Source organism: Pseudobdellovibrio exovorus JSS, from assembly GCF_000348725.1.
Lineage (GTDB): Bacteria > Bdellovibrionota > Bdellovibrionia > Bdellovibrionales > Bdellovibrionaceae > Pseudobdellovibrio > Pseudobdellovibrio exovorus.
Window position 1 is genome coordinate 1,099,340 of record NC_020813.1, and the last position, 12,763, is coordinate 1,112,102.

The 12,763-nt window shown below is 40.9% G+C and carries 11 protein-coding genes; 9 read left to right on the forward strand and 2 right to left on the reverse strand.

Annotated elements, in window-relative coordinates; translation table 11 throughout:
• Positions 1-60: 60 nt before the first annotated feature.
• The 5 genes from A11Q_RS05430 to A11Q_RS05450 all read left to right on the forward strand — a co-directional run bounded on the left by A11Q_RS05430 (position 61) and on the right by A11Q_RS05450 (position 6,404).
• Entirely contained in the window at positions 61-1,413 is a 1,353-nt protein-coding gene (locus tag A11Q_RS05430; protein WP_015469789.1) for a thiolase family protein, read from the forward strand.
• 4 nt (positions 1,414-1,417) lie between these two features.
• Entirely contained in the window at positions 1,418-3,568 is a 2,151-nt protein-coding gene (locus A11Q_RS05435; RefSeq protein ID WP_015469790.1) for a 3-hydroxyacyl-CoA dehydrogenase NAD-binding domain-containing protein, read from the forward strand.
• On the forward strand, positions 3,568-4,083 hold the full coding sequence (lspA, locus tag A11Q_RS05440) for a signal peptidase II (protein WP_015469791.1): 516 nt from the start codon (positions 3,568-3,570) through the stop codon (positions 4,081-4,083). Before A11Q_RS05435 ends, lspA begins: the two co-directional genes overlap by 1 nt.
• A gap of 139 nt (positions 4,084-4,222) precedes the next feature.
• The gene (locus A11Q_RS05445) at positions 4,223-5,050 is read left to right on the forward strand and encodes a FecR family protein (protein WP_015469792.1); all 828 of its coding nucleotides are present in this window, start codon (positions 4,223-4,225) and stop codon (positions 5,048-5,050) included.
• Between the two features lie 10 nt (positions 5,051-5,060).
• On the forward strand, positions 5,061-6,404 hold the full coding sequence (locus tag A11Q_RS05450) for a tetratricopeptide repeat protein (RefSeq protein WP_015469793.1): 1,344 nt from the start codon (positions 5,061-5,063) through the stop codon (positions 6,402-6,404).
• Positions 6,405-6,412: 8 nt separating this feature from the next.
• On the opposite strand, the gene A11Q_RS05455 is transcribed toward A11Q_RS05450, so the two are convergent.
• Positions 6,413-7,198 carry a hypothetical protein gene (locus tag A11Q_RS05455; protein ID WP_015469794.1) on the reverse strand — a complete coding sequence of 262 codons (786 nt, stop codon included), beginning with the start codon at positions 7,196-7,198 and terminating at the stop codon, positions 6,413-6,415.
• A gap of 100 nt (positions 7,199-7,298) precedes the next feature.
• Between A11Q_RS05455 and A11Q_RS05460 the strand changes: the two genes are divergently transcribed.
• The gene (locus A11Q_RS05460; protein ID WP_015469795.1) at positions 7,299-7,670 is read left to right on the forward strand and encodes a hypothetical protein; all 372 of its coding nucleotides are present in this window, start codon (positions 7,299-7,301) and stop codon (positions 7,668-7,670) included.
• A 2-nt stretch (positions 7,671-7,672) separates the two neighbouring features.
• Here the strand turns inward: A11Q_RS05460 and A11Q_RS05465 are convergent, their stop codons facing one another.
• Entirely contained in the window at positions 7,673-10,078 is a 2,406-nt protein-coding gene (locus A11Q_RS05465; protein WP_015469796.1) for an adenylate/guanylate cyclase domain-containing protein, read from the reverse strand.
• 164 nt (positions 10,079-10,242) lie between these two features.
• Between A11Q_RS05465 and A11Q_RS05470 the strand changes: the two genes are divergently transcribed.
• From A11Q_RS05470 to A11Q_RS05480, 3 genes are read left to right on the forward strand one after another with little or no spacing between them, the layout of a single operon-like run.
• Entirely contained in the window at positions 10,243-10,872 is a 630-nt protein-coding gene (locus A11Q_RS05470; protein WP_015469797.1) for a hypothetical protein, read from the forward strand.
• 52 nt (positions 10,873-10,924) lie between these two features.
• Positions 10,925-12,025 carry a TIGR04552 family protein gene (locus A11Q_RS05475; protein ID WP_015469798.1) on the forward strand — a complete coding sequence of 367 codons (1,101 nt, stop codon included), beginning with the start codon at positions 10,925-10,927 and terminating at the stop codon, positions 12,023-12,025.
• Positions 12,022-12,756, forward strand: coding sequence for a lysophospholipid acyltransferase family protein (locus A11Q_RS05480; protein WP_015469799.1), 735 nt, complete (start codon positions 12,022-12,024; stop codon positions 12,754-12,756). Before A11Q_RS05475 ends, A11Q_RS05480 begins: the two co-directional genes overlap by 4 nt.
• Positions 12,757-12,763 lie beyond the last annotated feature (7 nt).

Below are 12,763 nucleotides of genomic sequence, written 5' to 3' on the forward strand. Positions count from 1 at the left end.
GCCTCGATTTTTCAGGGTTTAATAGTGAGCTTGAATGTAAAAAACTAAGGGAGTTCTTATATGAGTTCGTTGCCGAAAAGTCCGCGTGATGTGGTCATTGTTGAGGGAGTGCGTACTCCATTTGCAAAAGCTGGTACTAAGCTAAAAGATGTGCACGCTGCACAGTTGGGCCAAGTGGCTTTAAAAGAGTTAGTTGCGCGCACTAATTTAGATGTTGATATCGTTGATGAAGTGATTTTGGGAAATACGGGATCGCCGTCAGATGCAGTAAATATAGCGCGTGTTGTTGCATTGAATGCTGGATTCCCGATTAAAACATCAGCAGTAACTGTTCACAGAAATTGTGCATCAGCGATGGAAAGTATCACTTCTGGTTATGAAAGAATCAAATCAGGAACAATGGATGTTGTTGTTGCTGGTGGAACAGAAAATATGTCTCAGATGCCGTTGGTTGTGCCTCCGGCAATTAAAGGAATTATTGAAAGATTGGGATCAGCGAAAACGGGTGGTGCACGTGCGGCTGCTTTGTGGGATTGGTTTAAAGCTGATTTACAACAGATCAAAGAAATGGTGACAACGCCACCTTTGGCAAAAACTAAATATAAACCTGTTATCACTTTAGCAGATGGATTAACGGATCCATTTGTCGGTATCAATATGGGGATGACAGCAGAGGTGATTGCAAAAGAGTTTGGCATCAGTCGTAAAGAGCAAGATGCCTATGCCTTGCAGTCGCACCTTAAAGTGGCAGCAGCTCGTGCTAAGTTAGCGGAAGAGATCGTGCCATTCTATGTTGCTCCTGATTATAAAGAAGTGGTGACTCAAGATGTGGGTCCTCGCGACAACCAAACATTAGAAGCTTTAGAAAAATTAAAACCTTTCTTTGATAAAAATACAGGAAGCATCACTGCGGGGAACTCGTGCCCTGTAACAGATGGTTCTGCGATGGTTTTATTAATGTCTCGCGAAAAAGCAGAAGCTTTGGGATACAAACCTCTTGCGCGTATTCGTGGGTATGCGTTTGCAGGGTTAGAGCCTGAGCGTATGGGAATGGGACCTGCTTATTCAACACCGATTGCGTTGAAACGTGCAGGATTATCAATGAAAGATATTGGTCTTGTTGAATTGAATGAAGCTTTTGCGGCGCAAGTTATGGCGAATCAAAAGGCATTCGACTCTGAAGAGTTTGGTAAAAAAATCGGACTTTCTGGAAAAATTGGCGAGTTAAGAAGTGATATCTTGAATGTTAATGGTGGTGCGATTGCTTTAGGACATCCAGTAGGGGCTACAGGCACACGTATCGTATTGACGTTGATGAAAGAAATGAAACGTAGAAACACTGAGTTCGGTTTAGCTACATTGTGTATTGGTGGCGGACAAGGTGGATCTGTGATTATTGAGAACGAAGGGTAATAACATGTCAGCTATTAATTTAACTACAAAGAAAATTGGCAACGACGAAATCGCGATCCTGACTTTTGATTTACCGAATGAAAAGGTAAATAAGCTTTCAACTCCGGTAATGACGGAATTGAAAGCCCACATCGAAAAGTTACAAACATCAAATTACAAAATGGTTGTTTTCAAATCAGCTAAACCTAAAATTTTTATTGCGGGTGCTGACATTGAAGAAATCCAAAAGTTGAAAACTCCACAAGAAGTACAAGTAGCTGTGAGTTCTGGACAAACGATTTTCAATCAAATTGAAGATCTGCCGATGCCAACATTGGCTTTGGTGCATGGTGCGTGTGCTGGCGGTGGCTGTGAGCTGATCTTAGCGTGTGACTACCGTATTGCTACAGATGACTCTTCGACTCGTATTGGTCTTCCTGAAACAAAATTGGGAATTTTACCTGGTTTTGGTGGTTGTATTCGTTTACCACGTACTGTGGGATTACAGGCATCACTTGATGTTATTTTGGCAGGAAAACTTTTGAACCCTAAAAAAGCTTTGAAGATTGGTTTAGTGGACTATGTTGTGCACGTGAATCTGTTGGATGGTTTTGCTGAAACACAAATTCAGAAAATTTTAGCGGGCGGAGCTAAAAAGCGCCGTAAGACATTCCAACCTCGCGGTGTTGTGAATAAATTATTAGAAGGCCCACTTAAAGGCGTTGTGTTCAAGAAAGCTCGCGAGGGCGTTTTAAAAGCAACACGTGGTCATTATCCCGCTCCACTAGCGGCGTTGGACGTTGTTCGTAAAACGTATGGTATGAGCGATCGCACTCGCGCTTTGCAAATTGAGTTAGAGCATTTTGCTGAGTGTGCTGTGACAGATATTTCGAAAAATCTGATCCACGTTTTCTACTTAACAGAAATGGTTAAGAAACAGACGGGTGTGTCGTCGGATGTTAAAGGAAAAGCCGTAAAACAGTTAGGCGTTCTAGGAGCAGGAACTATGGGCGGTGGTATTGCCTATGTGGCTGCTGATAAAGGGATTGGTGTTCGTGTAAAAGATATCTCTTATGAAGCGAATGCTAAAGCTTTGAAGCATGCTCGTGATCTATGGGCAAAGCTTGTTAAGAAAAAAGTTATCGATAATTACCAATTCACTCAGAAGATGGCATTAGTTTCGACAGGGTTGGACTTTGCTGGTTTTAAAAATCTAGATGTCACAGTTGAAGCTATTGTTGAGGACATGGGAATTAAGCAAAAAGTAATCGGACAGACAGCTGCTGAAATGCGTGAAGATGCGATTATCGTAACAAATACATCTTCACTTAGTGTAAATGAAATGGCGAAAGGTCACCCACGTCCTGAGTACTTTGCTGGGATGCACTTTTTCAGTCCAGTACACAAGATGCCATTAGTGGAAGTTATTCGTGGAGAGAAATCTTCTGATGAAACTATTGCCACAGTATTCGAATTAGCAAAGAAAATGGGAAAAATGCCAGTTGTGGTAAAAGATGGCCCAGGTTTCTTAGTGAATCGTCTTTTATTACCTTATATGGCCGAAGCGGCGTTCTTGTTAGCTGAAGGCATGAGCGTTGAAAAAGTAGATAAAGCTTATGTAAATCAATTTGGTATGCCAATGGGGCCATTCGAGTTGATGGACAGCGTGGGGTTAGATGTTTGCGTGAAAGTTTTAAATATTTTCCGCAAAGCATTCCCTGATCGCGTTGAAGTTCCAGCTTTAATGGAAAAACTAGAGAAGAACAAAGCTCGTTTGGGACAAAAAACAAACTTGGGATTCTATAAGTATGAGGGCGGACGCAAAACAGAAGTGGATCAAAGTATCTACGCTGAGTTGGGTATTTCAGCTCCGACAAATCCATACTCAGATCAAGAGTGCCTAGAGCGTGGTGTTTTTGCGATGATTAATGAATCTGCGTTAGCTTTAGACCAAGATAAGATTGTAGACACTCCACATGAAGTTGATTTAGCAATGATTATGGGTACTGGATTCCCTCCATTCAGAGGTGGTCTTATGAAGTATGCAGATACAATTGGTGCTGACTATGTCCGTACACAGTTAACTAAATACGCTACGGAAAGAAAAGCGAATCGCTTGAAGCCATCATCGAAATTAGTAGAAAGAGCTGATAAAAAAGCACGGTTCTATAACTAATGACTTCACGATATAAAATTGTTGTTATCTTTTTACTTTTGGCTGTTATCTGCGCTGCAGATCAGGCCACTAAGTATTGGGCTGTTCATAATTTAATGGGACAGCCTGCGATGATTTATTTGAATGGTCTTTTTCAGCTTGTGTATGCCGAAAACCCAGGTGCATTTTTAGGTTTGGGTGGCGGGCTGTCACGAGGGGTTCGTTTTGTTGTATTTGCATTAGTGGTGTTTTTAGGTTTGGGTGGAATGCTTTGGTATATCATTCGCAAAAATGTCAGTAAGGTAAATCTATACGCCTATACGTTTATTATCGCAGGTGGTTTTGGAAACCTTTGGGATCGAGTTTTCCATGAAGACGGGCATGTAATTGATTTTATGCTGATCGAAATCACTGGACCACTGCGTACTGGGGTCTTCAATATAGCAGACGTATTTATTGTAGTAGGCGTTCTTCTGGCTTTGCTAGGAGAGTATCTATTTGAGAAATCTAAGTCTCCAAAAGCAAGCCAGACCTAGGGCTAAAGCCTTCTTGTCATCTAGGCTTGCTATTTTTTTTCAAAAACAAGATCATATTAATAGAACCATATCGCTTTGAGTTACTACTGAATTTGCTGTGAATTCAGGGCGATTTTGAACGTGAGTCAAAGGGGGCCATGTGAAGGTATTTCTTTATGTCTTGGTACTATTTAATCCCCTGATGCTATGGGCATCTGAACATGGCGTTTTTATGGTTGTAAAGGGCAGTGTTAAGATTCAAGGCCCAAGCTCTGTGTCTGAAGCCAAAGTCGGCTCAAAAATTCATGAGGGTGAAACTGTTGTTACGGGTGATGATTCGCGGGCTAAGATCGTGATGACAGATCGAAATATCATTAATATCTCTCCGAATACTCAATTGAAAATTGAGAAATACTCGAACACATCTAAGGATAAGAATGTGCGCCTTAATTTGATCGAGGGTAAGGTTCGTAATAATGTCGAGCAAAAATACGACAACAAAAATAGCAAATTTGAAGTGCGCACGGCGACTGCCGTGGCCGGTGTGCGTGGAACCCAGTTCATCACATCCTATAACTCATCTACTCGTGTGACTGAGGTCATTACCTTAAAAGGACAAGTGAGCTTTGCCAGTCTGAGTTCGGTTCAGCAGGGAACTGCGGCCAGTGGTTCTGGTGAGGTCGTTGTTGGACGTGGTGAAAAGTCTGAAGTTCAAGATGGTGGAGCTAATGTAAATCCGACACCACCAGCAAAAGTTCCTGTGCAGGAAATTCGACAAATTGAAACCGATACAAATGTAAGAAAAGATTCGGTAAAAAATGAAGTCAAAGTGGACACTCCCGCGGCCACAGTCGGGGCGACAACTCCGGTGACGACGGCGCCATTAAAAGATCTGACGAAAGAGAGTAATCAATTAATTGAGGGCGCTACGAATCGTAAGTTCGATAAGTCTAAAATTAAAATTATTACGCAGCCGGAAGGTAATTAGATAAGAAAATATGATCAAGAATATTCTGGCAGCGTGTGTGTTTCTTCTTAGTGTTAAGGCCTTTGCCCAATTAGACAGGCAAAAGGTTCATCAGATTTTAAATCAGAGCATTGAACTCTACAATCAACAGAACTATCAAGAGTCTGTAAAAGCGTTAGCGCGTATCAGCAGCGTGCGCAGTCAGTATCTGAATTGGTACTACTATTATGGTTTGAATCAGATGCAGTTGCAAAGTTACGATAATGCTGCCCGCAGCTTAGAGATCTTTATTAAACGTTCTCCAGCTCAAAACACGGCAAGGGCCTATTATTATTTAGGACGTATTCAATTTCAAAAAGGTGAGTACGAAAAAGCAATCACAAGTTTAGAGTTATCTTTAGACGTATCGACCGATCCACAGTTGGATAACATGAGCGAAGAGTTGTTGGATAAAGCCATTCGTTATCAAAACTATTATGAAAATTCAGATCGCGGAAATTTAACATTTCTATTGGGTTATTCCTATGACGATAACGTTCTGAATTTATCGAAAAGTCTTTTTCCAGAAAAAATTAATGGGCATGTCTTAAGTTATGGTGGAGCTCTGTCTTATAAAGTTGTAGATCAGTATGCATTCAATCTAGATCCAACTTTAGCTGTCTTGGATAATTACACCTTCAATGAAAGCTTTCAAACGAACAGCACGGTGCAGGGCGCAGATGCCTTGCAGATTTTAGCTTCTGTTCCTGTCAGATTTACTTTTGGTGAAGGTATTTTAGCTAAGAAGTTTGATATATCCCTCAATCATTATACGGTGTATTTACCACTGAGTGGAAGTAAGCGGGAACTGGCGAATACTTCTGTTTTCTTAAGGTTTCAGGCCTTGACTCCATGGAGCAATAAGTTTGCGATGCGCTACAATGTGGTCGTCGCCTCAGATAAGGCGAGTGGTTATCAATTGGATGATGATAATGCATCCGGCTCGCGTTTAGAGGTCATGTTATCACCGATACAGTATCTGTCCGATATGAATCATTACCTGATGTATGATCTAGGTTACGAGCAGAACACCGCAACTGGTATCAACGCTCGTTATAAGCGTTACCAAGCGGCTATAAATTATGGCTATGCAAGTTTCGGAAGTAGTAACTCTATCTTGCGATTGTCATATTCTAACCTGAGCTATCCAGATAAAAACATTCCTCGCAAAGATAATCAGTACGCTTTGTCACATATTATCTCGATGCCACTGGGGTGGACAGATTCTTCTTTGGGAATTTCTGTAGGGGTGACAAACAATCAGTCCAACATAGATTTTAACAAATACACAGATTTCAATGCCGGTCTGCTGTTTGCCAAATCCTTCGGATTCTAAGGGGTCTTCTAGCTCATTTGTGAACTGAGTTTTTGACTGGCTTGCACATATTGATCAAGTGTCGTACGTAAAGCCGCTTTTTGATCTTCGCTCGGGTTAATGTACTCTAAATAGATAGAAGAATCAGTTATGATCACCTTGGCTTTTAAGGTGATTCTTTTTGTTTTATCCTCAGTACCAATGCTATTGATAATAATCAGATCAAATGGGCTGTGATGAAATTCGTCAGGTACGATTCTTTCAGAAAAAGTTCCACTTAAAGAGATATTCTTAGCTATAGAACGAAACATCGTGCCTTTGGGGCTGACAAGAAGGAGCTCAATTTTAAATTTGTCTTCTTTGTTTGACTTGGAAAAGGCTGAGCTTTTATCAAGGTTTTTAAAGTTAATCGTGGGTTTTGCCGTTTCACTCGAGTTTTCGAGTTGCTCGGCAGAAAACTGCTCACCAGTTAAAGCATGCGATAGTTTGACTTCCTCAAGTTGAACGCTAGAAAAAGAGGCCTGAATGCGCTTTTCTGTCTCTTGATCGACGGGCTTCATTTGTAGTGAGCTGGCGCTGTTGCCTTTGTCGTCGTTACCACCGGCATTTAGAAAAGTGCTCATAAAGGGACTATCATCGGAATCTAAGAACTCCTTAAGGCGGCGCCATTTAGGCCATGAGTTTTTCCAAATCAGAAAGCCGTTAATTTCTTTAGTTTTCATTTTCATTAATGAAAACTGAGTCTCTTCATCTGACATTTTTTCGGTTTGCAATTTCTGATTGGGGTCGTAAAGAACCCAGAACTCTTGAGCCATAATTTAAATCATCGGCTTTTGTCTTATTGAAATTAAACACTTTGTTAGAGCTAATATTCTTTTAGAAAGAGTGTATTATGCTGAGACATAGGGAGGGCTTATGAAAGTCTTTTTTGCCGTAATGATGATGTCGATGATAGCTCAGGCCGAGGGTTTGATGTGGAATGACCTTGAAATTGGCCCCAAATACGAACTGATGATGTCAGTCCCGGTAAGCGCCGAGGTGACATTTGAAAAAGATCATCCATTTGTTTTAGAGGACGTCTTTTACAGCTCTTTACCGCTCGTGCATTTCACTTTCAAAGACCTGTTGTGTACAGATATGCAGCGCCAGTCGGAACTGGAGCTATTTAATCCAGAGCCAGAAAATTTGGTCGAAGATAAATCTATCGGCGTCATTTTACATCCGAATTGTTTGCTAGAGGTGATCGTTGAGTCAAAATATTACTATGGTACTAGCATACTGAAATAGAACTATTTAGTGCTTAAGAGCTCGTATATCTTCACGGGCTCTTTCTTTCCCTTTACGTTGACTGTATCCAGCTCTTTGCAGTTGAAGTTATCTTTCACTATTTCATAGGTGAATTCGCTGATAATAATATGAGTTCCATAATTTTTGTTAAGGCTTTCTAATCTGGAAGCTAAGTTCACGCTGTCGCCGATAACAGTGTAGTTTTGGATTGTCTCAGATCCGATATTACCCGCATTCATATAACCTGTATTAATCCCGATACCGATATCAATCTTAGGCCAGTTTCTTAATACAAACTCCTCATTCAGCTTTTCAAGGGCGTTCAGACACCCTAAGGCGGCATAACAGGCTTGATGCGCATGATTCTTATAGTTGATTGGAGCGCCAAACATCGCCATCACAGCATCACCAATATACTTATCTATAGTGCCTTGATGTTGCGTAATGACTGCAGACATAGGGGTAAAGTATTTATTCAATAACTCAGAAAGCTCAAGAGGGTCCATTTTCTCTGAGAACTCAGTAAAACCACGGATATCCGAAAAGTAAACGCTCATAAAGAGTTTCTGTCCGCGAAGCTCAATGGCAGATTCATTCTTTAAGATCTCTTCGACGACGTCTTTTGAAACGTATTTAGAGAATGCTTTTTTAATCTCTTTAGACTTTCTAGATTGGAAGAAGTACTTGTAAATCAAAGAGGCAAAAAACGAGGTAAAAACTAAGACCAAAAATAAGAACGACGAGTGAAACAGGTAGCCTTCATGGTACAGATATCTTTGTAGAAGGACAAGGATGATAGCTGTTAAAGAGAAAGCAATGGAGGCTAACAGAACTTCTGCCTTAATAAAAATGAGCAAAGAGATAATCAGAGTCAAAAATAAAAGCCAAGGAGCATATCGCAGCTCATCTTTAAAGTATCTCAGGTAATTTTGTGAAAGAAGATTAGATAGTGCTGTTGCGTGGATTTCTGGCCCAGGGTAATTGATATCATGGGGAGTGGTGCGAATATCATAAATACCGACGGCGGTGGCTCCAAAAATAATATTTTTATCTTTCAAAAACTCAGCTTTATCCACTTGGCGTTTTTCGATAAGAAATGCGCCGTTGGATTGCGGAATGCGGATGCTGTATTCAAGACGATCAGAGGCATGTAAAAGTTCTTTGGCCGAAATGTAAGGTATCGTATTTTGTTTTCCATAGTAATTGATCAACATCTTCCCCTCAGGATTTACAGGAAGTGTTGTCACCAGCGGGGTGTCGTCAGCACCGCTATCTTGACTGACATCTTGAATTTCAATTTGTGATACATTCTTTTGTCCATTGGATTGCTTCAGTTTGAAAATAGCTTGATAGCCAGTTGAAGCTAAATAGGCCTGTAGCGCTAAAGAAGGAATGTAACTTGTACCCAGTTGATTCCCAGTTCTGAAGAGTAAGGGATAGTTTCGAATAACGCCGTCAGCATCGGGACTAGCGACAAAGCTGGCTGTGTAAATAGCAGCTTCTTGCAGCGCGGGGATGTTTTGAGTCCACATTTCATATTGGGGAATAGTATTAAGGACAGGTGTTGTTTTCAGTAACGAGAGTTTTTCATTGAGTTCAGCCGCTGTTTTTGTTTCGAAAACTTTAAAATACAGAGCTTGAATGCTGTTGTCGTCAGTAAAAGAGTAGTTGTCTTGAGCTGTTAACCATTCGGAACAGTATTCATAGATCTTTTGTTTTTTGAAAAAATTGAGTGTGTTGAGTTGGTAGCGTGAAAGTTGTTGCGAGCTTTCTAAAGAGTAAAAATTAAGATAGGTCCTCTGTGAAGTTTGATCGATGGCTGAAAATAAGGGTGTGAAGAGCTGATTAAAGGGAGTTTCTTCGAAAACAATGGTGTCGTCTTCAACCAGTAAGAAGGGATTGATTTTCACAAGCTGAGAGCCGCCTGTGTAAAGGAAAGCCTGAGTTAGACAATAATCTTGATAGGGCAAAACACGTGAACTGTAGTCGCTGAAAGTTCCTAAAATAAGTTTATCCGGCGCTTTCGAGACAGTTGTGGCAAAGCTATTGTCCATCGCTGCGGATTCTTCCTCTGAAAAAATAATATCGTAGGAAAGGGTTTTAATATCGTACTTAAGAAGCTGTTGGGTGATTTCATTGATGACAGTGCGGCTCCAAGGCCAGCGGCCTATCTCGATCACAGAGGGTTCATCTATGGCCAATACGACCACATTGTCGGCAGGTTGTTTCTTGTTGAGGTCACTGTAAAAAAGGTCATTCCATTTATGAGAGACGTTTTCAAGTGTTACTTGAATGCGAGATTTGTGTAATGGAGAGCTATTAGCCTCGGCTAGAAATAGATAAAAACCAAGAGTCAGGGCAGAGGCAAAGGCCAAAATCAGCAAGTATTCGAAAATCTTTTTTAGCATAAACTTAGATTAATCTAACCAACTTGATTGTCAAAAAAATTGACGCCTGTGTAGCGAGTTTGGGGTTTCTGAATAAGAAGGTCTATATTCCAGCTCAGTGTTTCAGAGCGATACGAAAAGCTGGCACCTGAATTGCGATAGTGTTTTATTGAGTAGGAGGCTTTATGAAAAAGCTCATTTGTTTAATGGCATTATCGTTGTTGGCTGCTTGCAGTCCGCAGAAGAGCTCGGTGAAGTCGAACATTAACACGACCACGGCAACAATCAGTGGAACTCCGATGGGACAATGTACAACATCTGTTTCCAGCATCGGTATCATTTATGATCAGACATCGTATAACTTTGAAAGTCAGGTAAAAGGTCTTTTGTCGGCGACGCTTTCTCCGAATGAAGTGGGATCAATTAGCGGAATGGCAAATGCGGCCACTGGCGTTCGTTTTTCAGGTCTTGTTAAGTTAGATGGATCGGGCAACGTGGTAGGAAGTCAATCCAGCTTCAAAATCACAGTTTACGACTCTATCTGGCAGATGAATCAAACAGCGAGTAATCTGATTGAAATCAGCTTTACGGCTGCAAAAGGTGCGACGATTTCAGGCCAATTCAACACGCAAACTGGTGATGGCTACTTAAGTCTTCAAGATCAGTATGGCGTAGTTCGTTTAACAGGTAAAATTGATGCTCAGTCTTTCAGCGGAACAGTTTCTTATCAGAACTCTGTATCTGTAGTTGGTGGACAGCCAGCAAGTGGAAATCTTGGTCAATTTTACATCGCACGCTGCGCACTGTTTCAGTAAAATTGATTTAAACAGTTGATAAATAGATTTAAAGCTTATTCAATCAAGAGGAATGCTGGGAACACATTCCTCTTTTTATTCATTTGACGATATTGCTTTGTCGGTTGTAGCTGGCGGGTCTTCTATTCTTGATCATAGAAATCTGAACATACACAGCTTGGATGAGGCTGAGTCTTTTATCCGCAGTTATGGCTTTCAGCTATCAAACCCGCAGGATTTAGAAAGTCTATGGTACTTTCATCGGCGAGCCTTAGTCTTAATACGTGAAAAACTAAACGTTGACACCACGAACATGCCAGAAGAGCTACGCAGTAAAGAGAGCCTCGGGGATATTCGTAAGCTGTTAATCTATGCGTCTCAGTCTCAGAATAAGGCTTTACGTCGATGGTCCTGCGCTATTTTAAGATGCATGCATGTCTTTGTGCATGCGGAAACAGATCTTTTTAGTTCGTTTTCAGAAGAGATTCAAAAACAGATTTTAACTCCATTCCAAAATGCAGTACGCCATGAAGATACTAAGTTACAATTGGTTTCATTCCAAAAAGAGGGGCATCCTCATGTGGAGCTGCATGATTTTCAAACCAAACCATTTAAAACTTCTAGTAGCACTGTCATTAAACTTTTGGCGAAACAAGATGCTCTGGCGATCCGTGTTTTTGATAAACTAGGAGTTCGTTTTGTTACGAAAACTGTATTTGACTCCTTTCAGGTGATTCGCTTTTTGGTAGAAGAAAATCTCATCAGCTTCCCACTGATCATGCCGGAACAGTCCTCGAATAATATGTATCCGGTTGAGGAATTCCTAGCGGTGTGTGACAAGCTCGCGAAAAAACATACGTTAGATCATCGTTGGTCGCCCGAGCAGGTCGATCGGCTTTTAGCAAATAAAATTAAAAACCAAAATGCGTTCTTAGGCTTATTCCGAAAGGAAAATCCTTACTCCTCTGCGGATTTTAAATACATTAAATTTATTTCAAGACAACTTATCCGTATTGACTCTGGAGCGGGGAAACCTTTTAGTTTCTTCTATCCATTTGAAGTGCAGATTATGAACCAAGATGCCTATGGAAAAATCCAGTCGGGTGAATCCGAACATTCGGCCTACAAAAATCGTCAAGTTCAGGCAGCTGTGAAAAGGTTATTTCCAGAATGAAAATAATAGCTCTGTTTCGCTCTATTTTGGCAACACTTCTTTTTCCATTCACGGTTATTGCTATTGGACCCTTTGTCATTTTATTTCATTATATTTTCGGCAATAAAAAAATTGATGATGCGCTGATTGGTTTTTGGTGTCGTCTTTGCTGTTGGCTGTCGGGCGTTAAAGTTGTGGTTCATGGCAGACAGAACATTCCGGACGAGGGCTGTTTGTTTTTATTCAATCATTCGAGCTTTTTCGATATTTTTGCTTTAGCCGGATCGTTACCTCATTTGCGTTTCGGGGCGAAAGCGGAGTTATTTAAAATTCCTATTTTTTCGCAGGCTATGCGAGTTGTAGGTACGATGCCAATTGCACGTAACAATCGTGACGAAGTTTATAAAATTTATGCTGAGGCCAAAAAGCGTTTTGCGAATAAAGAGCAATTTGCGCTGTCACCTGAAGGGGGACGCTTTCACGGGGCTAAGTTGTCATCCTTTAAGGCGGGCCCTTTTGTTTTTGCAATGTCAGCAGGGGTACCTGTGGTGCCGACTGTTATTGTGGGAGCCTACGAGGCTCTTCCTAAAGGAAGTTTTTTATTCAATAAGGACCAACTCAGTCGAACGATTTACATTCATATCTTAGAGCCTATTCGAACCGATATTTACTCTGAAGACCGCAGAAAAGAACTACAAGCTGTCGTGTACGAGCGTATGAATCATGTATGGGTGACCGAGAATAAAAATTAGCCTTTAA

What these genes read in the sequence shown, in the direction of transcription:
- A11Q_RS05475 (WP_015469798.1), top strand. Translation starts at nt 10,925, where the DNA reads ATGCTGGGAACACATTCCTCTTTTTATTCATTTGACGATATTGCTTTG.
- A11Q_RS05465 (WP_015469796.1), bottom strand. Translation starts at nt 10,078, where the DNA reads ATGCTAAAAAAGATTTTCGAATACTTGCTGATTTTGGCCTTTGCCTCT.
- A11Q_RS05435 (WP_015469790.1), top strand. Translation starts at nt 1,418, where the DNA reads ATGTCAGCTATTAATTTAACTACAAAGAAAATTGGCAACGACGAAATC.
- A11Q_RS05450 (WP_015469793.1), top strand. Translation starts at nt 5,061, where the DNA reads ATGATCAAGAATATTCTGGCAGCGTGTGTGTTTCTTCTTAGTGTTAAG.
- A11Q_RS05460 (WP_015469795.1), top strand. Translation starts at nt 7,299, where the DNA reads ATGAAAGTCTTTTTTGCCGTAATGATGATGTCGATGATAGCTCAGGCC.
- A11Q_RS05430 (WP_015469789.1), top strand. Translation starts at nt 61, where the DNA reads ATGAGTTCGTTGCCGAAAAGTCCGCGTGATGTGGTCATTGTTGAGGGA.
- A11Q_RS05480 (WP_015469799.1), top strand. Translation starts at nt 12,022, where the DNA reads ATGAAAATAATAGCTCTGTTTCGCTCTATTTTGGCAACACTTCTTTTT.
- lspA (WP_015469791.1), top strand. Translation starts at nt 3,568, where the DNA reads ATGACTTCACGATATAAAATTGTTGTTATCTTTTTACTTTTGGCTGTT.
- A11Q_RS05470 (WP_015469797.1), top strand. Translation starts at nt 10,243, where the DNA reads ATGAAAAAGCTCATTTGTTTAATGGCATTATCGTTGTTGGCTGCTTGC.
- A11Q_RS05455 (WP_015469794.1), bottom strand. Translation starts at nt 7,198, where the DNA reads ATGGCTCAAGAGTTCTGGGTTCTTTACGACCCCAATCAGAAATTGCAA.